A 22,944-nucleotide genomic window follows, 5' to 3' on the forward strand; every position below is an offset into this window, starting at 1 on the left:
GTGGATAGAGCTGCAATATAAGCCAAGAACAAGTTGAGCGGAATAATTGTTATGCTGTTTGCTTTCGTTAACAGTCATCAGGTGTCAATGTGCCCGTATATATAGTTGGTGCATACGGTGTGCATGGATATTCCCTTTGCTCCGTTATTTGTTGCTTGCCAGTTATAGAGTAAGGTCAAAAATAAAAGTTGAGTGCTTCGGGGTGGGTTCTTGTCGGTGGGGGAGTTGTGTTTTTATGATTTGCGAGGGTAAAAAAATTTTATTTGCGTTGTTTTTATGTGGGGTATTTGTAAGGCACACCAAACATGAATGCAGCCTGAAAATGCTGGGATTTGCAGGAGGTTTTGCTAAATATTTTTGTTTTTTTTGCTTTGTTATTTGGGGTGTAAGACTTAAGTTTAAAATTTTAATCTTTCAGTTTAATTTTCTTGTTAGTTAATGGTTGGGCATTTATACTGCTCGCGTAAATATTTTTTAAGGATGAAAAATGAAATATTTAAAGTGCATATTTCCGCTGTTGAGTTTTGTGTTGGCGAGCCAGTCGTTTGCGGAGACGGTTTTTATTAGTGGCGTTAAGCATAGTGTTACGGAGTACTCTTATAGTTCGGATACCCGGCGCATTGCCGAGATTGAAGTTTTAGGTGATGGTGCGCAAGAAATCAGTTTTGATATTACTGCGGTTGTATCTGGTTTGGGACGATTAAAGCCCGATGTTGTTTGTCGCGACTCATACGGGGGAGAGCATTGCTACACTAGAAATCACCCCAGGATTTTTGACTTTGTGTATGATGTTGCACTCACGGCAAGTTGTGTTGGCAGAGACGGTAGCAGAACTGCAATAGGCGCTGATAGGGATAACAAGAATATTTATACCAATGTGCCTATTACAGATTTTCGCAATGATGTGGTCTTAACGATAGATAATGGTTCAATTGCCGCTGATCAGTGCGAAACCTTGATTGTTGATATTCAGGGTGATCTAGAGGCCATTAACGATGTGAATTTAAAAGTTTTCACCTATGAACGCTTCTAGTTGATAGGCGGCAAGTGTCGGCAACTATTGCCGGCACTTTTGCACTCGAAGCCCAATCCCATATCACCCTGCGTTCGAAAGTATTGGATCTCTGTATATCTAAGCGTAATGGTGCCGCCACCTGTGCTGGAGTCTGAAGCGGCTAACAGTGGTGGGTTTACTCTTGAGCCGGATGTCGATGAATTAAGTTCACCCCACAATAGACGCTGTTACTCGTTTTAAGCCCCGTTAAGGGGCTTTTTTATGTCTGTTGATTGACAGTTGAGAGCCGTGGCTGGCGCAGGCCAAAAGCCGGGAAGCTTGTCCGCACAGAAAGGCGCTCTGCTGCTTGGCTATAGCAGGATCAATATCCCTATATCCCGTGTGGTTTATGCGGTAACCGCACACTTTGTGCCAGATAGAGGACGCTGATTCCTGGTGCTGGAAGCGAGAAAGATGCCCGGCTCTTGAGCCAGATCAGTTTTCCTATCTCAGAGTGGCATAAGGTAAAGAGGTTAGTGTCCATGCCATCGCAGATTGAAATTGAATGGATTCGAAAAGAGATTCTGCGCTGTATGGGGTAGAGCTGTTTCCTCTCGCGGGTGAGAGTCGACATTATTACAACAAAAAAAGCGAGTGGAGACCGGATCAGGGAGGGTCGTAGTGAATTTGGTTGAAGACTCCTGGCTGCCGATTGTCCGACGATGTGGTATGCGGGAAAAAATAGCCCCCTGGCAAATTGCCGAGAGGGAAAACCCGGTTGTGGATATCTGCACGGTGCGACCGGATTTTCGCGGGGCGCTTTTTCAGTTTTTAATTGGCCTTTTGCAGACCGCCTCTGCCCCCAAAGATATAGATGACTGGAGAGCCCACTGGAAAAAAGCGCCCACTGAGGAGACTCTAAAATCACAACTGCAAATCTATGCCCCCAATTTTGCCCTGCTGCGGGATTCCGGGCCGGCATTTATGCAGGATTTAGAGCTGCTGGAGGGGGAGTCAAAATCGATCGCCAGCCTATTGATTGAGGCTCCCGGCAGTAAAACCTGCCGGGATAACCAGGACCTTTTTATTAAGGGGGGCAGGGTGCAAGGGGTGTGCCCCAGTTGTGCCGCCAGCGCTCTGTTTACCTTACAAATAAACGCCCCTTCCGGTGGCGTGGGGCACAGGACCAGCTTGCGCGGTGGTGGCCCGCTGACCACACTACTGATGCCATCGGCAGAAAGTGCCACCCTCTGGCATAAACTGTGGCTCAATATTCTGCCGCAAGAGCGGCTCGGGGTGGGGTCTACAAATTCCGCCCGCAGTATCTTTCCCTGGCTCGCCCCCTCCCGCCTGTCCGATAAACAGGGCTCCTCTACTTTCCCCGACGACGCCCACCCCCTGCAAGTGTACTGGGGGATGCCGCGTAGAATACGTTTGCATACCCCCAGGGATGGGCGGGGCTACTGTGATCTGTGTGGGGAACAGACCGATCAGTTAATTCGCGAATATACCAGCAAGAATTATGGCATTAATTACGAGGGCCCCTGGGTTCACCCCTTGACGCCCTATCGGCAGGATCTCAAGAAAAAGTCCCCGCCCCTGAGCTTGAAGGGGCAGCAGGGTGGGCTCGGTTATCGACACTGGTTGGGGCTCTTGTGGCACGACCCCGCCAATGGTTATGAAGCCAGTCGAGCAGTGCGCCTATTCCACGAGGGCTATGGGGAAATCCTTGAGGAGCCAGACGCAAATATCGGTGTGCGCCTGTGGGGGTTTGGCTATGACATGGACAATATGAAGGCGCGTTGCTGGTATGAGCAGGAAATGCCGGTGCTGACGGTCTCCTCCGAGTATCGGCCGCAGTTTATCTCGCTGGTCGGGGAGCTATTAGCGGCGGCACAGGATGTTTTGAAAGAGCTGCGCTTTAGGGTCAAGGCCACTTGGTTTAACAACCCCAAAGAGGCCAAGGGGGATTTTTCATTTATTGATCAGGCATTTTGGCAGGCGACGGAGAGCCAGTTTTATCGCCTGCTGAAGCCGCTCGCGCGGGAGTCCAAACAGGCTCAATTTATATCTGCACCAGTGGCCTCTGCCTGGGCTCAGATACTGAAAAAAACAGCCTTGGTGCAGTTTGACCACTGGTCACTGGAAGAGGCTTTGGACGGCCTAAAATTGCAGCGGGTGACTCGGGCGAGGCGTTTTTTAAAGGGCAAGCTCTCCAGCTTGGCAAGTTTAAAAACTCTGGATGATGCAGCTAAAGTTGAGCAACAACAGGAGGAGTTGTGATGGCCGGATATCAATATCTCAGCGATACAGATGTAAACCGACTGCGTGCGTGGCACCGCTGGCTCAATGATAACGCTGGCCGGGCCGACCGGGCGCGTTTAAGGCGAGCGGTTGATCCTGTGGATGTTATGCCGACGCCCGCTTTTATCCGTTTTTTAAAGGATATGCCCGAGCGCTGGCAGCAAGACGAACAGATTCGCATCGAAGACGCCGCTCTGGTCGCTACGGTGATTGCCCATGTGAAAACCGATAATCCCGCAAAAATGATTGACGGCGATAGCAGTAAATCCAGGGATTTCAGTTTTGCCCGCTCCCTGGCTACTCCCCGGGAGCGGGGAGGGCGGCCGCCTTTGAGTGAGCTGCGTTTTTTCCAGTTGCAAAAAAGCCGCGATACGGCCGAATTTTACCGGCGCATAGTGCGCGCCCTGGCCCTGCTCGATGGCAAAGCCAGTATCGCCTCTCTCGCTAACGATTTACTGCACTGGCAAAAGGAGATGCGCACAATGCCCGCACGCTATCCACAGGAGCGTTTGGCCGTGCGCTGGGCGACAGATTACTACGCAGTTTTACCAGACTGAGTGGGATTTTTGAGCTGTTTGAGAATTTTTAAGGTGTATCCCGCTGCAACACTGGGCGCACAGCGAAGCCAGGCCGATCGGCACAGTTGTTAATCCGGATATCCGCGCAATGGACCAAAATAATGAAATGGCCTGACGGTCGCCACAAGGAGAGATTTATGAGCCGCTTTATTCAATTGCATGTATTGACCGCCTATCCCCCTGCGAACCTGAACCGGGATGATCTGGGGCGGCCAAAAACAGCCAAGATGGGGGGCTGTGATCGTCTGCGGATCTCCTCCCAGAGTTTAAAGCGTCACTGGCGAACGTCGGAGTTGTTCCAACAGGCGCTGGCCTCGGAGCAGGGGGACAGCCTTATTGGCACCAGGACCAAGCGCCAGGGCTTACTGGCCTACAATGCCTTACTGGAACTGGGGGTCTCTGAGAAAAAAGCCAAACTGTGGGCACAGAAAATCGCCGAGCAGTTTGGCAAGTTAAAAAAACCGGAGAAAGACAACCCGCTGGCCGACCTGGAAATTGAGCAGTTGGTCCACCTCAGTAGTGCCGAGCAAAATGCGATTAATGCACTGCTGAAAATACTGGCTGAAGAGGGGCGCGAGCCGGAGAAAGCGGAGTTGGATTTACTGCGCAGAGAGAATATGGCGGTGGATATCGCCCTGTTTGGCCGTATGCTTGCCTCCAAGCCCGCCTATAACGTCGAAGCTGCGTGTCAGGTGGCCCATGCGCTGTCGGCGCACTCAGTAGTGATTGAGGACGATTACTTTACCGCAGTAGATGATCTCAACGATCGCAGCGAAGATGCGGGTGCGGCCCACCTGGGGGAGGCGGGTTTTGCGGCCGGATTATTTTATTCCTATATCTGTATTAATAAAGAGCTGCTGATTGAAAATCTGGGCGGGGATAAAGCGCTGGCCGATCGCGCCGTAGCGGCACTGACAGAGACTATTCTCAAGGTTTCCCCCAGCGGTAAACAGAATAGCTATGCCAGCCGCGCCTACGCCTCTTACGTAGTCGCCGAGGCCGGCGATCAGCAACCGCGCTCTCTCTCGGCGGCCTACCTGAAGCCGGTAGACCGCTACAGTGAAGACTATGCCCACGATGCGATCGATGCGCTGCAAAAACAATTGCAGAGTTTTGATCGGGTGTACGGGGACTGTGCCGATGGTCGCTATGTGCTCAATGCTGTAACCGGTGAAGGTAATATCGAGGAACTTCTAGCCTTTGTCAGCGAATAGGTGGCGCCATGGAATACCTCGTATTTCGCTTATACGGCGCCATGGCTTCCTGGGGGGAAGTGGCGGTGGGCGAATCCCGTCACAGCGCACACTACCCGGGCAAATCGGCCATTGCCGGATTACTCGGTGCGGCACTGGGCATACCCCGGGAGCAGGAGGACCTACAGCAGAATCTGGCACAGCAATATCGCCAGGCGGTAAAGGTTCTACATGGGGGCACCCTGCTAAAAGACTTCCACACGGTGCAGGTGCCGGATTCCGCCGGCAAGCGCCGCTACCACACCCGCCGCGATGAGCTGGTTGTGGGTAAGGCGCGCCTCGGCACCCTGTTGTCTCGCCGGGAATATCTGGTGGATGCGCAGGCCGTCGTCGCGCTGAGGTCCTGTGCGGGGGCCAACTGGTCGCTGGCGGAGCTGAGCGAAGCCCTGGCCCGGCCAAAGTACCACCTCTATCTGGGGCGTAAAGCATTTCCGCTGTCGGCGCCCACCGCTGCGCGGGTGATTGGTGCGGATAATTTTCGCAGTGCGCTGGATCACTATATTCCCCCGGAACTGCTGGGCTACCAGCCGGACTGGGCCCGGCAGGAGCGCTGGCTGCCCAGGGATGAGCATTGTCGCTACTACTGGGAGGGCAGCTTAGATGATTTCTCTGCGGAAGATGATGCCTTTTCAGCCGAATCAGTACAGCGGCTCAGTCGTCTCGATCAGCCCTTATCTCGCAAGCGCTGGCAATTCCAACCGCGCATCGAAAACCTCTGGCAGCCATAAGGGGGCGGCTATGTATTTATCCAGAGTTCAACTATCTCCCTCGCTGGCGGTGCAAAAGCAGCTGGCTCGGCTGCTCAGTGAGAACAGTTACGGTATTCACCAAATTCTGTGGGACCTGTTTGATGGTGGGGAGCGCTTTTTATTTCGCGAGGAGTCCTCGCGGGAACAGCTGCTCAGCAAGCGCAACCTACCGGTATTTTACCTGCTGTCAAAAGTCCGGCCGGCGCAGGATAACCCGGTTTTTTCCGTAGAGACTAAAACCTTTGCGCCGCGCTTAAACCCCGGCGATCGCTTGGCATTTCGCCTGCGCGCCAATCCCACCGTGGCGCGCAAGCGCGAAGGGCAAAAGCGCGGCAAGCGGCACGATGTACTGATGGATGCTCAGTTACACTGGCTGCGGGAGCAGTGCGAATCTCATGGTCTGCCCGTTGAGGGCGGCAAGGGGCAGCTCAAGCAGAGTTTGATACAGGTAAAACCGCAGCAGTTTGCCCTGGGGCAGATTGAATCCCAATTGCAGGATATCAGTCAAAATGCTGCGCGCAGCTGGCTGATACACCGGGGCCTCCGCCTCGGTTTCGATATCTATCCACCCAAGCTGCACTGCAATGGTTACCGCTGGAATCTATTGCATAAAAAACAGCGCGGTGCCGGTTTTAGCTCGGTGGATTACCGGGGGGAATTGCTGGTAACCGAACCGGAATTATTTGTGCAAAATATTTTTGCCGGTATGGGGCCAGCCAAAGCGTTTGGCTGCGGCTTAATGTTGATTCGCCGTATTTGAACGGCAGAGACTATTTTTAGGTTGGCTGTGCAGGCCCGTGCCTATTGTTGGAATGTTCCCCGCATGAGCGGGGATAAAACGCCCACTTCATCGCGAGGGGGTGAGAACAGTATAGGTTCCCCGCATGTGCGGGGATAAACCATGGCCTCGGTGTTTAATCGTTTTATGATCAGCCTGCTCCCCGCATCTGCGGGGTTAAACCGGAGGGTATCCTGTGAGACTTTTCTTGCCGAACAGGTTCTCCGCTCGGTCGGAGTTGCACCGGTAATTGCGCAATAGGGCGATTCTAACTGTGGTTGTTCCCCGCAGGGCGGGGTTAAACCGTGGAAAACCGTCAAAGCACCGGGTTTTGATTTGGGGATTCCCCGTTGCTGCGGGGTTAAACCGAGTGTGGGACGGGATTGTGCCGACACCTGAGTTTGTTTCCCCGCCCAGCGGGGTTGGACCGTAGCCGATAGCGACCAGGCATTGGCTCAGTCAAGGCTTCCCCGAAAACTCGGGGGATTTTGTGGGGTTGTGCTATTATCGCGCTGCTTTTGCGCAGCTGTTCCCTGTGTGTGCAGGGTTAAACCGGATAAGGCATGGCCCCAGTGCCCTGTGCAAGATGTTCCCTGAATGCTCGGGGATAAACCGACGATGGAGAAGTTGTCGAAGGGTAGTTTAGCCGTTCCCCGCATTCGCGGGGCTACCACCGCCCTGTCTCCCTTTCCCGCTGATATAAATACTGGCGATAATTGCTTGCGGCAGGCCTCTATAGCGCGGTTCTTCGGCACTCGCGGTCTACCCATTTTAATAAGGTGGGGATACGGTGCTTGCCGTGCATCTTCAGTACCCGCTGTTTGGCCTCTGTCAGGGGCAGGCCGAGACTGCTGATATACAGCGGTTTTATGCTGTTGCCTCGCAACAGTTGCGCCTCTGCGGGAGTGTCCTTAAACGGTTTTTTGGCAACGCCAATAATGGGGATTTCCCCGCGCAAGGCGGAATAGAGGTGAGCGCCCAACCCGGGTCTTTGCTCCTTGCCCAGATTGACATAACCATCAATGATAATAAGTTGCGCTTTGATCTGGTGCTCTTCAATTAAGGTGAGGATACAGGGGAGTTCCCGCTTGTAGAAAGCACCAGGCTCATACTCCAAGGTGCTGTCTATATGACTGCGATACTGCTGTTGCGGCTCTGGGTCTGACCAGTGCTCAAAAGCGACCCCGGCCACTAGGGCACCGGGCTCCCGATAATCTACATCTACCGCCAAAATCATAATGGCAACCTCTTTCTTACTGCTTCGATCCGCACCGTTTTCTGCGGGGACTTCCAGTTGGACCCGCTGTAAGCGCCGTTTGCGAGTCGCCTTATTGTGCCTATCCAGTGCAGGGTTTCGCCGAATAAGGTATTGGCCCTGTCGGCCCGGCTTTAACAATGTGAACAACGCAATCGCAAGGTTAACTGAGCCGGCTTAGAACACAAGCGCTGGGGATTGTGGTGTTATACCTCTGCGTACCACTTAGCACTGGGGGTGCAGTTGTCGCAGACTACGACTGGGGTATGGAGAGAGAAGTCTAAGATTCCAGGGGTAAAAGGGGCAGTGTCTCAGACACTTGGCCCGCTGGCGCATAGGGAGGTGGGTCCATGGCTCAATTATCGCGACGGGAATTTTGCTTTGCTACGGGGGTAATGGGGGCGGCGCTATTTACTGGGGTGTCGAGTTCAAAAGCTGCGCAGACAAAGACAAACCGCCGCCACGCCCTGCCTATTCCCCCGCAGTTGCGCGCAGATGAACAGGGCCAGATTAAATTGGCGGCGCGCCCGGGCAGGCAGTCTTTCCTGGCGGGATGGACTACGCACACCTGTGGATTTAATGGCCCGTTTTTAGGACCGGCGATAAGAGTACGCAAGGGCGAGAAGGTAACCGTCAGTGTGGTTAACCAGTTGGCGCAAAATGTGACAGCACACTGGCACGGGTTAATTATCCCCGGTAGTGCCGACGGTGGCCCCTATATGCCACTAAAGCCAGGCGAAACCTGGCGCCTCGACTGGAACATAATCCAGCCTGCGGCCACCCTGTGGTTTCATCCACACCTCTATCCGACAACCGCAGAACTGGTGCTGAAAGGGTTGGCGGGGCTTATTATTATCGATGATGACGAAAGCGATGCACTGCCATTGCCCTCGCACTGGGGGGTGGATGATATTCCCCTGATACTTCAGGATCGCCGCTTTACCGATGATGGCCAGTTTTTTCATCGTTTTAATGAAGTGACAATTGCGGCGGGCTACTGCGGTGATCGGTTACTGGTCAATGGGGTCATCAACCCTGTGGTCAGGCCACCTAGAGGGTGGGTGCGCTTTCGTATTTTGGATGGTTCCAATGGGCGCAACTACCGCTTGGCCACCAGTGATAAACGCCCGCTCTATGTGATTGCTAGCGATGGTGGCTTGTTGTCAGAACCGGTGAAAGTGGAGGTGCTGCCGATTGCCGCAGGAGAGCGCTACGAAGTAATGATAGACACCCGCGATGGCAAGCCATTCGATCTGCAGACACTGCCAGTACCTCAGCCAATAATGCGCCTGCCGCCCTTTGACCGGGCTCACAGTTTTCTCAGTGTGCTACCCGCAACCTCTGAGGGAAAAGGGCAGTTGCCGGAGCGCCTCGTCTCCCTACCTCCCATTCCCAAAAATCTGCCACCAATCAGCCAGAGGTTGGTAATGCAAATGAACCGGCAGCAGCAGGCGCAGGCGGCGATTAATGCAACGGGGTTAATGCCGATGCTTGCCACAGGTGCGACAGACCCCGATGTAGTAGCCAAGGTCGTTAAGCTGATTACTGAAGGGCCGGCACTGTCTTTAAAACAGCAGCTAATCGCCAATGGGATTAATGGGGTTTCCTTTGCGTTGACCGAGCCGGGATTTAAAGTTGCGAGAAATCAGGATTTGCGCTGGGAAATTTCTGAAGGGCAGGACAGCATGCTGCACCCGGTGCATATTCACGGCTGCCAGTTTCGAGTAATACAATACAACGAGGCGGAACCGCCACTCTATATGCGCGGCTGGAAAGATACAATTCCCATATCTGCTGGCGGTAAAGCAGAGATTTATGTCCGTTTTCCGCTAGCGGCTATGGCGGATATGCCTTATATGGCGCACTGTCATGTACTGGAGCATGAGGATTCGGGGATGATGACGGAGTTTAGTGTTTCCTGATTGGCTGTGCTGCTAATCACTCAGCGTCGCTTTGCTTTCCTATCCTCTTGGTGCTGTAATTTACTCGCCTTTTTGATCAGGTTTTGGAAGTTGGGGCACTCCAGCTGGTTGTCCTCGGGACAGTGGGCCACATGGCGGAGTCCATCGCGCATGGCTTCAAGCCGGCGGATGTTTTTGTCCAAATCATCGGCCCTATTGAGAAGCTGCTCTCTATCAATAGAGGGATTGCCATTGCTGGCAAACATCTCGCCGATCTCATTCAGGGAAAAACCGGCGTAGCGGCCCAGGGAGATCAGTGACAATTGCTCCACAACCGTGGCTTTGAATATTCGGGTAATCCCCCGGCGGCCACAGGATTTTATCAGGCCTTTTTCTTCATAGTAGCGCAGTGTCGAAGAGGGCAGCCCCGACAGTTTGGAGACTGCGCGAATATCCAGTGTTTCCCTATTATTATGCATCGCCACTTGACCTCAAGCTCACTTGAAGTTATATGCTAGTTTCCCGCCTTATTACTGGCAAGTTAAACTTCAGCTTATGCACACTGCGAAAAGTTATTGCGAAGACTCAATGACACAGCCACTGACCCGGATTGCGAAAAGGAAGATCCTGCTCACCCTGTGCCTGGCGACGTTACTGGCGGCCCTGGGGGTCAGTGCGATCAATATGGCCCTGCCCGTATTGATCGATAGCTTCGCAACTTCATTTAGCCATGCCCAGTGGATTACCGTGGCCTATATGATGTGCATGACCGCCACCCTGCCCATAGCCGGCAGTCTCAGCGATCAATGGGGCCGACGAAAACTGTTCCTCGCCGGAGGATTGATCTTTACCGTTTCGACAATTTTTTGCGCGCTGTCTTTAAATGTATGGATATTGGTATTTTTCCGCGCGATACAGGGGGCGGGCGCTGCTATGTTTGTGGTGGTGTCTATGGCTATAGCCGGTGATGTTTTCGATAAAAGTGAAACCGGAAAAGTGATCGGCTTACTGGGCAGCTTGTCGGCGATCGGTACCGGTATGGGGCCTATTATCGGTGGCCTGATTGTAGAAAACCTCAGCTGGCAGGGCATTTTTTACTTAATGGTTCCGGTGGGACTGGGGGTGTTTTTGCTGGCTTATCGCACTCTGCCGGAAAGTGCGGCCGGCGAAGTGCTCGATAGGGGGAGTCGATCCCGGCGCTACCTGGCCGCAGCTGCGCTGTTTTTTAGTATTGTTTTTTACACCCTGGCGATCAAACCTCTGGGGGAGGGGTATTCCGCTATTAATGGTATAGCGGTTGCTTTGGCGGTGATATGCGCTATAGCACTGTCCTGTTTTAGACAGCGAGTACAGCCCCTGCGCCAAGGGTTTATTGGGCCTGTGGGAAAGCAGATATTCCTGGCCAATGTGGCGGGCCACTTTCTGGTGGCCTCGTCGGTTATGAGCAGTTTGATTGTGGGGCCCTTTTATCTGACCCTGGCCCTGCAACTCGATTTGTTTGTCGCGGGCTTGGTAATGACCAGCGGATCATTTACGGTGGCGATCTGTTCGAATTTTGCCGGTCGCGCGGTAGATCGGTTTAAGAGTCGGGGCATCGTTTTATTGGGGCTGCTTATTATGCTGAGCGGAGCCTTGGGTATGGGGCTGTTGCGGGTAGAGCAGGGCTTGATGGGCTATCTGCTATTTTCAATTACGGTGGCGGTGGGCTATGGGACCTACCTGTCGACGGTGAACACTCTGACAATAAATAGTGCCCGGGCCGAGGTGCGCGGGCGTATTTCCGGGCTGCTCAGCTTGTCGAGAAGTTTGGGGCTCTTGAGCGGGGCCGCGCTGATGAGTGTTATTTTTGTTGGCAATTTACCCATACAGGCTATGAGCCCGCCGCAGATAGCGGATGGCCTCAATGCCGTTTATTGCCTGGCATCGCTGCTGTTGTTTATGGCCTTGATTATCCAGGTACTATCTATTGTTACCAGCAGATTCACAGCTAAAGTGCAGAGCGCAGGAGCCTCTGAATAATTCTGTAAAACCTCTTTCAGGGCCCCATAGGCTGCGCAATACCCGCTTTGACGCGGGTTTAATGCTTGCGCTATCAATATTGTTGATATCTATCTGTGTTCCCCTATCGCTTAGCGTCTCCCTAGAGCGTTTCAGTGCTAGCCCCGCTTGACTTAAAGCGGGCTTTAAGTTGTATCTTGAGAGTGCGAGCTCGCAATAATTTTCTACAGATAATGGGGAGGGCCCGAGTCGTGGCAAATGATTCTTTAAAACAGTGTATTGCGGCACTTAAAGCCAATTGGCAGGGGCTGGATACTTTATCGATTGTGAGATGCCGAGAGGCCCTGGGGAAATTGGCCATATCCAACTCTGCCGAAGCCTGGCTGGCCGATCTCCACGGGCGCAAAGAGCCGAGTGTGGAGCTGTATCGCAGTAACGATAAGGGCTTTATTCTGCTGGCGCATGTGGAGCCCAGAGGGCTCTATCGCCAGCCGCATAATCATGGCGCTGGCTGGGTATTTTACGCACTGCAATTTGGTGAGGTGGAGATGTCCACCTATGGGGTATTCCGGCAGGGTGGGCGAGAGCAATTGGTGAGTCGAGGCGATTATTCAATGAAGCCCGGTGATTGCAGTGCCTTTCTCCCCGGAGATATTCACGATACACGCTGCCGCTCTGAATACAGTTTGATGTTTCGTCTAACCAGCTGTGATTTCAGTGAAGAAAAGCGCGCTGGGCGCTTGAAAATTTTTCCTGAGACCGCCTCTATTTGGGGAACTCCTGAATAATTCCGCAATCTCTCGGTGGCCCTCAGGGGCCCTCCCCCTATACAAGAAAATGCCCTTTAGGCCGCGATGGCGAGTGCTACAGGCGGCATCTGGGCTTATGTTTTGTACCTTGAGTTGTGCTTTTTGTGCTTTTTTATCCCTACCAAAACTGGAATGGTAAAACAAAATTTTAATTTTTATATTTTATCTGGATTTTGTCTGCTGCCGCTGTGGAGGCGGTCGAGAAATTTTCCCCCCCAATCTGGAACCATTCCCCCGCTTATTTATCGAAATTGCTGTGTACGTATGGGGCTTTATAAGCAGCGTGCAAAAATAAATTGAGTATTTGTGATAATTATTAGGATAGGAGGTGCAGGGGCAGCTGCATCCGACTAAAAAAACGGGGCAGGGGACTTGGTTCTCTTCCGTTCAGAGAGTTCTTCTGCTGTAAAAACAGTGACACCGCTAGCAGATTCTCGCTTGAACAGTGATCCCCGTGACCGATTTTTTATACAAATCCTTGATTTCTATTTTGGGAAATAATGCCGGGCTACCCAGTATTACCCCATCGCATAAAATTATTTTTAAATAGAACCCTAAAAATGATAACTGGAGTTTCTATGAAACCTATTTTTATTCGCACAGCCATCGCATCGGCACTGATGCTCGGCGCCCAGGGTGCAGGCGCCGCACAACCGGCCGATGATTATGTTAGCGGGCAGAGTTACGCCGGCGGTAGCCAGGTTTGCTATGAGGGAGACCTCTATAAAACCCAGTGGTGGGCAACGGCTGCTCAAACGCCCGCAGATGCCCTAACGGCAGAAAATCGCTGGGACTCCCCCTGGATTTTGGAGACGTCCGGTGCCTGCGAGAGCAGTGGCGGCACCGATGAAGACTCCGGCAACAATAATTCAGATTCAGATTCAGATTCAGGTGGGAATACGGATAGCGGCAATAGCGGCGGTGCGGATTCCGACAGCGGTGACAGTGGCAACTCTGGCGGTGACAGTGGTAGCTCCGGTGATTCCGACACCTATATCTCCGGGCAAAATTATCGCAAAGGCGAAGAGGTTTGCTACGACGGCGATTTATTTGTGGCCCAGTGGTGGGTCAATGGCGACGATCACCCCACCGATGCATTAACGGCGGAAAATACCTGGGGCTCCCCGTGGCTGCTGAAGGACGCGGATGCCTGCGCCAGTGACGGCACTTCCGATAATGACAGCGGCGGTGGCGATAGCGACAGCGATAACGACGATAGTGATAATAGCGGCAGTGATAACAGCGATAACGACAATAGCGATAATAGTGGCGATAACTCCGATAGCACTCCCATTACGGTCAGTGTTTCTGCATCGCAGGCACAGATCAGCGGTGGCGGTAGTGTAACGCTGAATGCGAGCGCCTCCGGTGGCGACGGCAACTTATCTTACAGCTGGGCCCAGCTGTCTCCGGCCTCACCGGAAGCGGATATTGCCTCTGCGACCAGTGCATCGACCAGAGTTACCCTGCCTTCCAGTAGTGAGGATGTGAGCTATGTCTTCAGTCTGATTGTCAGCGATGGCGAGACGAGCGGAGAGGCGCAGGTAACGGTGCAAAACCTCGCAGTGGAGGATAGCGATGAAGACGACAGCGATAATAGCGAGGGTTCCGCAAGCTCGGTAACGGCCAATATCTCAACCTCCAGTATTGATGTCGGCTGTAGCGGAACGATTACCCTGGACGGTTCCGGCAGCAGCGGTGGCAGCGATATCTCTTATATCTGGAGCCAAACCAGTGGCCCGGTTGTGAAAATGAGCAGCTATACCGACAGCGCCACCTCAGTAACCCTGTCCGAGACTTACAGCGATGTAACCTACACCTTCCAGCTGACAGCCTCTGATTCCACCCAGGCCAGTGATGTGGATGAAGTGTCCATCAGTCAGGAGGGCTGTGCCGCAGCGGATGGATACGTGATGGGTATCAGCGAGCTGGAAGCAACGGAAGAGTCGATCACCAGCAGCGACGCCCTGCTCCAGGAAGTCAAAGACACGGTTGAAACTCGGGATAACGCCGTCGTTGAGGCGGTACAACCGGGCCGCAGTGCCAACCCTGAAAATGTCCTCCGCGTTGAGAGTATTCTGTCTGAAGAGGACTGGGATTACCTCTTTGCCCTCAGAGCGGACGAGTACACCTACACCAATTTCCTGCGCGCGGTAGCCAAGTTCCCCGCATTCTGCGGCGACTATACCGATGGCCGCGATGCCGAAGCGATCTGCCGCAAATCCCTGGCGGTTATGTTTGCGCACTACGCCCAGGAAACCGGTGCCCACGCAACCGGCTGGGAAGTGCCGGAGTGGCGCCAGGGCCTGTATTGGTTGCGCGAAATCGGCTGGACCGAAGATACCTCCGGCGGTTACGGCGCCTGTGATGCCAGCAGCAGCTGGGCAGCTGAGGCGTGGCCCTGTGCGATTAATGCGGACGGCGGTTACAAGAGCTACTTTGGCCGCGGTGCCAAGCAGTTGAGCTGGAACTATAACTACGGTCCCTTCTCTCAGGCCATGTATAGCGATATTTACACGCTGCTGGAAGCGCCGGAATTGGTGGCGGATACCTGGCTGAACCTGGCCAGCTCCATCTTCTTCTTTGTTTACCCACAGCCACCCAAGCCGAGCATTCTGCACGTTATTGATGGTACCTGGGAGCCGAACAGTGTGGACCTGGCAAATAATCTAACCGCAGGGTTTGGTGTTACCACCAATATTATTAACGGGGCGATCGAATGTAGTTCCGGTAGCGAGGATTACCGCTCCCAGTACCGCATCGGCTACTACGAGAATACGGCAGCTTACTTCGGTGTAGAAATCCCGGCAGATGAAGAGCTCGGTTGTGCCAATATGGGGCAGTTCCAGACCGGCGGTGCCGCCTCCCTGGATATCTACTGGGACAAGGATTGGGGCTGGTCTGCGGATACCCCCGACAACGAGAGTTACGCGTGCCAGCTGGTAAATTACCAGACCGCTTACTCGGCGTTGAACGAGGGCGACTATGCCAAGTGTGTTGAAGGTAACTTTGATATGACGATCGATTACCAAGACTAGGCATTAACCACTGAGGCGCGCTAGCGCCTCAATTCCACTCTTTTGGTGGCCCGGCATCTACCCACAGCCTGGCCGCCTTTTTTATTTCACTCTTACCCCACTCTTATTCCACTCTTATTCCATATAGGTCGCGCTATTATTATCGCCAATTTGGGTGACAATCATCGTCGCATCCATGCCGGTTTGAGTCACCATCAGGAAGTTGTTGTTGCCGTCCTGGGTGAGGATAGCGGTTTCCTGCTGGCCACTCTGGAGCAGATCTATCTGGTTAGTGTTGCCCAATTGAGTGAGCCTGGCCGCCTCAGTAGTACCATCCTGTAGAGTGGTAATCTGATTGTTACTACCATTTTGTAGGGCGTACAGATCGTTCTCAACGAGGCTCAGATCGCTAGTGATCGTATTTGAACTGCCTATTTGGATAATTTCTGTGGTGTGATCATAGCTGACGTAACTCAAATCCACCGTATTACTATTGCCCATTTGGCTGATGGAAAAGCTGTTATTGTCCGCCCCTGAAAAGTCGACAGTGCTGCTATTGCTGTCGCCGTATTGGTAGGTGGAGCCGGTGCTGCTGTCAGTGTCTTCGGCCGTCGAGGTACTAACATTACTATTACCGTATTGTGCAATGGCATTAGTCTGTTGTGCACTGTCATTATTGGTAAAGGTGGCAGTATTGGAATCGCCTAACTGGGTAATAATAGCGCTATTGTTGGCGCTGCCAGATATATCCTGGGTAGTGGCGATATTATTGTCCCCGGTTTGAAAAATAAATACCTCAATATCTGCGCTATTATTTTGAGTGACGGAAATAGTATTGTCATTACCCGAGGTCACCGAGATAAGTGCGGCCGAGACGGCGTCAGTTTGAGTGATGGAGACTGTATTGTTGTCACCGATAAGGGTGGCGTTGATTGAACTGGAGGTGGTGTTTTGCTGAGTGGGTGAACCCGTATTGTTCTCCCCGATCAGAGTGTTTTGCAGCTGGGTGTCAGAAGTGCTGATTTGGCTGCCCCCAGCGGAATTATTGCTCCCGTCAATGTTGACTTCCATAATGGTGTCGCTGGTAGACGCCTGACTGATTGATACATCATTATCGTCGCCAGTGATATAGCTCTTCATTGTGGAGCCAGTTGTCGCATCTTGCTGGCTGAATGTGGAATTAGTATTTCCTTCCTGCTGCTGGATAATTGTGCCACTGGTATTGCCGCTAATATGGGTGGCAGTGGCGGTGTTGTTGTCGCCGATTTGGACCTGCTCAATCAAGTTGCCGCTGATCGTGGCATCGCTTTGATCGCCAGTGGCACTATTGCCGCTACCGTCCTGTTGTACAATATATTCATTGTCGTCTGCATATACCAGACCGCTAATGGCAAGGGCGAGTAGGGTTGCGGCAATGGGTGAGGACTTCACAGGTAACTCCTTAAGGTCAGTGGGCTAAGTGTGTTGGTTACGGCTGTAGTGAATACCCCTGAGCTGACCGGGTGATCTATCCACAGCGCCTATTTTTTCTGTCTGTGGATATTTCTATCTCAGTTTATCCAGTTATATCGAATGTGGATATTAGCCCAGGGGATAAGTGTGATTTCTTGGGGTTATTTGCCAATAATTTTCACAAATTTTTGCGCACGTAATCGCCGAGCGGGCTGGCCCGCCCCCTTGTCTGCCAGCCCCCCCTCTTGTGTTACTCCATATAAATCGCATGATTATTGTCACCAATCTGGGTGACGGTCATCGTCGCATCCATGCCGGTTTGAGTTAGCAGCAGGAAGTTGTTATTGCCGTCCTGGGTGATGGTGGCGGTTTCCTGCTGGCCGCTCTGCGTTAGAACTACCCCGTTGGTATCGCCCAATTGAGTGAGTCTTGCCGTCTCAGTCAGACCATTCTGAAGGGATGTAATCTGGTTGCTGTTACCATTTTGTAGGGTGTATAAGTCATTCTCAGAGTTACTCTGATTGATATTTATGGTATTTGAGTCGCCCATTTGAATAGATTCTACCCAGTGATCGGTGTCGGATTGCAACAGAGTTGCCGTATTGCTGTCGCCGGTTTGGCTGATGGAAAATTCGTTATTGGAAACCATCGAAAAGACGCTAGTAGTGGTATTGTTGTCCCCGTTTTGCAGGGTGAATCCAAAACCGCCGGTGGAATTCGAGGCAACCGCAGAGCTAAAGTTGTTATCGCCATATTGTTTGATAACGTTAACCTGGTAAGCACTTCCCGTATTGATAAAAGTGCCAGTATTTGTATCGCCTACTTGATTAATTAGGCCGATATTATAGCCACTGCTCGATTGGTCTGTGGTAGTCGCCTGATTGTTATTGCCGGTTTGATAAATTAATACCTCTATATACGAACTGTCAGTTTGGGTGACAGAAATCGTATTGCTATCACCGTAGGTCACCGAGATTAATACCGCCTCGAGGGCGTTAGCTTGGGTGGGGGTGGTGTTATTATTGTTACCGATAAGGGTGGTGTTTATTAAGCTATAGGTGGAGTCTTGCTGGGTGGATGATCCTGTATTGTTATCCCCAATCAGGGTCTCTCTCATCTGGGTGTCAGAAACATTCGTTTGGCTGCCTACTGTGGTATTACTGCTACCGGTAATGCTGACTTCCTTTGTGCTATCGCTGGTCGAGGTTTGAATGCTTGATACATTGTTGTTATCGCCAATAACATAGCTCTCCGCTATTGAATCCGTCGTCGTAGTTTGCACGCCAAGTGAGGAATTAGTACTCCCCTCTTGGTACTGAAAGATTGAGCCGCTGCTATTGCTGTCAACCTGGCTTGCATAGGTATCGTTGTTGTCACCAATTTGAGTTTGCTCAATAAAATTGTCAGCGATAGTGGCATCGCTCTGATCCACTGTAGCGCTATTGTCACTACCATCCTGTTGCAGGATATAGGCATTATTATCTGCCTGTACCAGGCTGCTAATGGCAAGAGAGAGTAGGGTTGCGGCAATGGGGGAGGCCTTCACAAATAACTCCTTAACGTCAACTGGCTATGGCGTGGGGATTACGGCCATAGAATTTTCGGTATGTTTCCGCTGAAACTTATATTCAATCGCGGTCGTCGCAAACAGCGATATCTCCCGCCGCGCCTTGAGCCCGTTAAATGATTGCAGAGCCGGCACGCTGCGGCCTGGGCTGACTCTGCGCCATTGCGATCGGCATAAATACTTGGCTATGCCCGGGGGTTGATCATTGTTGCCCTGAAGCACAAAACTCAATAATTCTAGCCTTGCGGCGGCTATTCATTGTTTAGCGTTCGTCGCTTGCTCACTAGAGTCGCATATCAATAAAAATCTAGCGTATTTGAATTTTTAAACCTTGGGGCAAGTATTGCCAATCGGGCGGGGGAGGGGAATGGGATAAAAGTACTGATATATTGGGAGTAAATTCTACCCGGTGTTTATTGCCGCTGCGATCAATTAGGGGCGGGCTAATTGACTTTACATTTTGCATTTTGTGAGTGCAAAATTTTATCTGCACGGTGGGATTTGTACCGTGTAAAGCTTGGCATTTATAGCCGCCATAAAAGCCCAATGGCTGCTTTAGCGTATCGATGGGGACTCCGCCGCAACACGCCAGAAAACCCCGCGGATGGGCCAGGCCACAGACTGTGCCTAATATCTATAGCCTGTAATTCCCATAGCGGTATTGCGGCGTTATTCAGAGACTCCTCAGATTACTGAGTAAAGGTAGCGCTGTTGTTGTCACCCAGCTGGGTTGCGGTGATTGTATCACTGCTGCCAGTTTGAGTAATCGTCAACGTATTATTATTGCCGTCCTGGGTGAGGATAGCGGCATTCTGCTGGCCGCTTTGGCTAAGGTCTATCTCGTTGATCGTGCCGACCTGAGTTAACATGGCTATTTCACTGACGCCATTCTGCATCGCATCAATCAGATTGTCTTCACCGTTTTGTAGTGCGTACAGGCTGTTGTCGGCGTTGTCTTGATCGACATCTATGTTACTGGAGTCATCCATTTGGATAACTTCCGCCATATGACCGGAACCCGATTGATTAACTACGGCAACATTTATAGTATCGCTTTGGGTAACCGACACATAACTATCTGAAACGTTAGTTTGAAAGATTGTAAGATTATGGAAGCGCCCACTCTGAAGGGCAACCGCTGTACTATTGTTTGCACTGCTTATTTCTGCATTGATAGAGTTGCCATTCCCATTTTGTACAAAGTTGTTGGTCTGATTAAAGCTCGAGGCAATGGTGGAGTTGGTAAGCTGGGAATTTCCAGTCTGGGTAAGGGTGCTGATATTGTTGGCGCCGCCAGTGCGATCTTGCACAGTGCCAACATGGGTGTTGCCCGTTTGAAAAATCGTAATGGTAGAATTTGAAACATCAGTTTGGATTGGAGTGGGATCGTTGCCATCGCCATAAGTTTCCGAAATTGTTGTTGAGGAATCCGAATCCTGCTGATTTAAATCGGGGCGGTTACCCTCACCAACAACGGTAAAACTAGCACTGACATTGCTGTTATTCGCTTGAAATGATTCCCCGTCGTTATTATTTCCTTCAATGGCATAGATCACCGTTGTATCTGAATTTCCTGTTTGCATATTTTCTATTTCATTGCCGTTTCCTGTTACATAAACGCCGATAAAGCTGGTGGAGTTGGAAGTTTGGGTGGTTTGTAAATCATTGTTGTCACCGATAGCACTGGTTTCTACCGTTGAGTTAGTGTTGCCGTCTTGGGTGCTGAGGGAGTAATTATTGCTGTCCTCCTGATACTGGGTAATTGTCCCGCCGATATTGCTATTAGATTGAGTCGCATCCACAGAATTGCTCGTTCCGATTTGAGTTTGATCTATAAGATTGTCGCTGATGGTGGCGTCGCTCTGGTCCCCGGTGGCGGTATTATCGGTACCCTCCTGGTTGAGGATAGACTCATTGTCGTCAGCATAAACTAGGCCGCTAATGGCAAGAGATAATGCGGTAGCGACTACAGGTAAGATTCTCATAAGTAACTCCTTTACTTCGGCTCTCTATGGCGCATTGATGGCGTCCATAGGGCTTCCTGTATTACACAGGTGAAATCTATATCCCATCCCGGTACAAACGAGCGGCTACTCGATTCGCCCCTGGCGCTCGGGGGGGGATGATCGGCCCAAAATGGTGAGAGAAGTAGTGAGACTGCTGACTTGCACTGGCTTCAAGCCATTATTGTTAGCATAAATACTCGGCTATGCTGGCGCATTCACATTTGATGGTTTTAAAAGTGATTCCATAATCCTCCTCTATAGAGCGTTCGATAGGCTTGCCAAGTGGAGTGGGTTTAGTAATAGCACAAGTATTGTTAATGAAAGTTGTACTGAGAATGGGATAAAAGCACTGAGATATTAGTAATAAAGTTTATGCGCATTCTCTTACTGGAGCGCAGGTATTGGGTGTTGTCCACTAATTGGCGCTGCAACTGCGCCCCGCTTGGTCCAAGCTTTAATACCCGTTGCATAACTTGCACAGAGTGAAGTTTGGCATTTATGGCAGCCGCAAAAACCCCGCTAACACGATCACAGATTATTGGCCTGGTGGCTTTGTCGCTGGCCCTTTTTTTAGTAGCCAATGATTTTACGGCCTTTTCTGTTGCCATTCCGGCAATGGAAAAACACTTCCACGCCGATATTTCCACGCTCCAGTGGGTGATCAATGGTTATGCGCTGGTGTTCGGGATTGTGATTGTTACCGGTGGTCGTTTGGCGGATATGTTTGGCCGCCGCCGTCTTTTCTTTATCGGGACTGCAATTTTTGCCGGCTTTTCCGTTGTCGGCGGCCTGGCCGTCAACGAGTGGATGCTGCTGGGGAGCCGGGCATTGATGGGGGTTGGCGGTGCCCTGATGTGGCCTGCGGTCCTCGGTATGACCTACCAGATTATGCCCGAGGATAGAGCCGGGCAGGCGGGCGGCTTGATTATGACGGTGTGCGGCTTTGCCAATGCGATAGGGCCGCTGCTGGGAGGGTTTTTTACCGATTTTGTCAGTTGGCGCTGGATATTTTTTATTAACTTTCCCATTGCCTTGACGGCAATGCTGGTGGGCTGGAAAGTTATTGAAGCGGATAAGCCGGATAACAATAATGAAAAAGTCGATTACTGGGGCATGCTGACCCTGTCAATCTGCCTGTTGGCATTGATGCTGTCGTTGGATTTTGCGATTGATGTGGGATTTTTCAGCCCGCTGGTTATCGGGCTTATTAGCGCGTCGTTGCTTTTTTTTGTTATTTTTGCCTGGGTTGAGCCCCATACCCGCGCGGACCCGCTGATCCCCTCGGATGTCGCGGCCAATTGGCGTTTTTTTGCCGTCGGTTTGGTAACACTGCTGTTATCGGTCACCTTCGTTTCCATGCTGCTGTATATCCCCCAGTTTTTGATTCGGATATTGGACTTTTCCGCCGTTTGGTCCGGTGTCGGTTTATTGCCGGTGATGGTAACTTTTGCGCTGGTCTCCTATATTGCGGGGCGTCTCTATGAGGTCTTGGGAGCCCGCTTGATTCTGGCGGCTGCGGCTTTCTTTTTGGGCTTGGGAATGCTTTTACTCTCCGGGTTAATGCTGCACGAGCGCTACCTGCACCTGGTGCCGGGGATGCTCGCCCTCGGCGCGGGCCTGGGTTTGTATTTTCCCACTATAACAACCACCGGTGTCACGGTGCTGGGGCCCGCTAAGGCAAGTTTGGCGGCGGCCTTAATTTATATGTTTCAAATTATTGGTGGGGCCATCGGCCTGGCGATAAATACCACGGTTGTGGCAATGGCCCCGGAGTTGTCTGCGGGTATTGACCGGGCCTTTACGCTGAATGCGGCTTTGGCCGCTGTGGCATTATTGCTGAGTTTATTTTTTGTTAAGGCCGGTGCTTCCCAGAAGTCATAAAGTTGTGCGATACTTTAAATGCACTTTAAAGTGCACTTTATCCTCACTTTTTTCTTTTCTAAAAAAGAAATAACCCTATAAAACATAGGGTTTTTGCATTGCCGCCGACAGTGTAAGATTTTTCTCACACCGCACAAATTAATTTACCCGGTACTTATTTTTTTGTTAACTATTTTGCTTAATTGAGTAAGAATAGGGCGCTTTCCCGCTCCCCGGAAATGGACTCTCGCGGGATATTCCGCAACGATGCGGGTGACTAAAAAGTCGGCGCGGCTACTGAGCTGGCGCCGCTGAACAGATAAATCTCTCTGCGCCCCGCCTGTTGGGGCGCCTTTGCCACCCCAATAGGCGGGTCTGCCGGGATGGTTTTGTGCTGCGAATTATGTGTATAGGGAGCCTGGG

Annotated in this window: 16 protein-coding genes; 11 read left to right on the forward strand and 5 right to left on the reverse strand. The window is 51.7% G+C overall.

Features of this window, described 5'->3' with window-relative positions; genetic code table 11:
• Nucleotides 1–487: 487 nt before the first annotated feature.
• The 6 genes from ACJJIK_RS18910 (at nt 488) to cas6e (ending at nt 6,638) form a co-directional block, all read left to right on the forward strand.
• A complete protein-coding gene (locus ACJJIK_RS18910; RefSeq protein WP_444943559.1) occupies nt 488–1,033 on the forward strand; it encodes a hypothetical protein in 546 nt (181 codons plus the stop codon).
• Nucleotides 1,034–1,675: 642 nt separating this feature from the next.
• A complete protein-coding gene (casA, locus tag ACJJIK_RS18915) occupies nt 1,676–3,277 on the forward strand; it encodes a type I-E CRISPR-associated protein Cse1/CasA (protein ID WP_444943560.1) in 1,602 nt (533 codons plus the stop codon).
• Nucleotides 3,277–3,855 (forward strand): type I-E CRISPR-associated protein Cse2/CasB, encoded by a 579-nt coding sequence (casB, locus tag ACJJIK_RS18920; protein ID WP_444929797.1) that lies wholly within the window; start codon nt 3,277–3,279, stop codon nt 3,853–3,855. The genes casA and casB overlap by 1 nt, the downstream gene beginning before the upstream one ends.
• Before the next feature lie 158 nt (nt 3,856–4,013).
• Nucleotides 4,014–5,090 (forward strand): type I-E CRISPR-associated protein Cas7/Cse4/CasC, encoded by a 1,077-nt coding sequence (gene cas7e / locus ACJJIK_RS18925; protein WP_444929798.1) that lies wholly within the window; start codon nt 4,014–4,016, stop codon nt 5,088–5,090.
• Nucleotides 5,091–5,098: 8 nt separating this feature from the next.
• A complete protein-coding gene (cas5e, locus tag ACJJIK_RS18930; protein WP_444943561.1) occupies nt 5,099–5,857 on the forward strand; it encodes a type I-E CRISPR-associated protein Cas5/CasD in 759 nt (252 codons plus the stop codon).
• 10 nt (nt 5,858–5,867) lie between these two features.
• Complete coding sequence (gene cas6e, locus ACJJIK_RS18935) at nt 5,868–6,638, forward strand: type I-E CRISPR-associated protein Cas6/Cse3/CasE (RefSeq protein ID WP_444943562.1); 771 nt, start codon at nt 5,868–5,870, stop codon at nt 6,636–6,638.
• Nucleotides 6,639–7,389: 751 nt separating this feature from the next.
• On the opposite strand, the gene ACJJIK_RS18940 is transcribed toward cas6e, so the two are convergent.
• Nucleotides 7,390–8,061, reverse strand: a complete 672-nt coding sequence (locus ACJJIK_RS18940) for an endonuclease V (RefSeq protein WP_444943563.1) — start codon at nt 8,059–8,061, stop codon at nt 7,390–7,392.
• 200 nt (nt 8,062–8,261) lie between these two features.
• Between ACJJIK_RS18940 and cueO the strand changes: the two genes are divergently transcribed.
• On the forward strand, nt 8,262–9,833 hold the full coding sequence (gene cueO, locus ACJJIK_RS18945; RefSeq protein WP_444943564.1) for a multicopper oxidase CueO: 1,572 nt from the start codon (nt 8,262–8,264) through the stop codon (nt 9,831–9,833).
• A gap of 20 nt (nt 9,834–9,853) precedes the next feature.
• On the opposite strand, the gene ACJJIK_RS18950 is transcribed toward cueO, so the two are convergent.
• Nucleotides 9,854–10,291, reverse strand: coding sequence for a helix-turn-helix domain-containing protein (locus ACJJIK_RS18950; protein WP_444943565.1), 438 nt, complete (start codon nt 10,289–10,291; stop codon nt 9,854–9,856).
• A 109-nt stretch (nt 10,292–10,400) separates the two neighbouring features.
• On the opposite strand from ACJJIK_RS18950, the gene ACJJIK_RS18955 reads away from it, so the two are divergent.
• From ACJJIK_RS18955 to ACJJIK_RS18965, 3 genes are all read left to right on the forward strand, one after another.
• A complete protein-coding gene (locus ACJJIK_RS18955) occupies nt 10,401–11,831 on the forward strand; it encodes an MFS transporter (protein ID WP_444943566.1) in 1,431 nt (476 codons plus the stop codon).
• Nucleotides 11,832–12,061: 230 nt separating this feature from the next.
• On the forward strand, nt 12,062–12,598 hold the full coding sequence (locus tag ACJJIK_RS18960; RefSeq protein WP_444943567.1) for a hypothetical protein: 537 nt from the start codon (nt 12,062–12,064) through the stop codon (nt 12,596–12,598).
• Between the two features lie 599 nt (nt 12,599–13,197).
• Nucleotides 13,198–15,657 (forward strand): glycoside hydrolase family 19 protein, encoded by a 2,460-nt coding sequence (locus tag ACJJIK_RS18965; protein WP_444943568.1) that lies wholly within the window; start codon nt 13,198–13,200, stop codon nt 15,655–15,657.
• A 114-nt stretch (nt 15,658–15,771) separates the two neighbouring features.
• On the opposite strand, the gene ACJJIK_RS18970 is transcribed toward ACJJIK_RS18965, so the two are convergent.
• From ACJJIK_RS18970 to ACJJIK_RS18980, 3 genes are all read right to left on the reverse strand, one after another.
• Nucleotides 15,772–17,067: a hypothetical protein gene (locus ACJJIK_RS18970; RefSeq protein WP_444943569.1), complete on the reverse strand. Its 1,296-nt coding sequence runs from the start codon at nt 17,065–17,067 to the stop codon at nt 15,772–15,774.
• Nucleotides 17,068–17,338: 271 nt separating this feature from the next.
• Nucleotides 17,339–18,634, reverse strand: coding sequence for a hypothetical protein (locus ACJJIK_RS18975; RefSeq protein WP_444943570.1), 1,296 nt, complete (start codon nt 18,632–18,634; stop codon nt 17,339–17,341).
• A 710-nt stretch (nt 18,635–19,344) separates the two neighbouring features.
• On the reverse strand, nt 19,345–20,640 hold the full coding sequence (locus ACJJIK_RS18980) for a hypothetical protein (RefSeq protein ID WP_444943571.1): 1,296 nt from the start codon (nt 20,638–20,640) through the stop codon (nt 19,345–19,347).
• A gap of 519 nt (nt 20,641–21,159) precedes the next feature.
• Here ACJJIK_RS18980 and ACJJIK_RS18985 point away from each other — a divergent pair.
• The gene (locus ACJJIK_RS18985) at nt 21,160–22,542 is read left to right on the forward strand and encodes an MFS transporter (RefSeq protein ID WP_444945087.1); all 1,383 of its coding nucleotides are present in this window, start codon (nt 21,160–21,162) and stop codon (nt 22,540–22,542) included.
• The last annotated feature ends 402 nt before the right edge of the window (nt 22,543–22,944 follow it).

The organism is Microbulbifer regidiadema (SeqCode), from assembly GCF_052466995.1.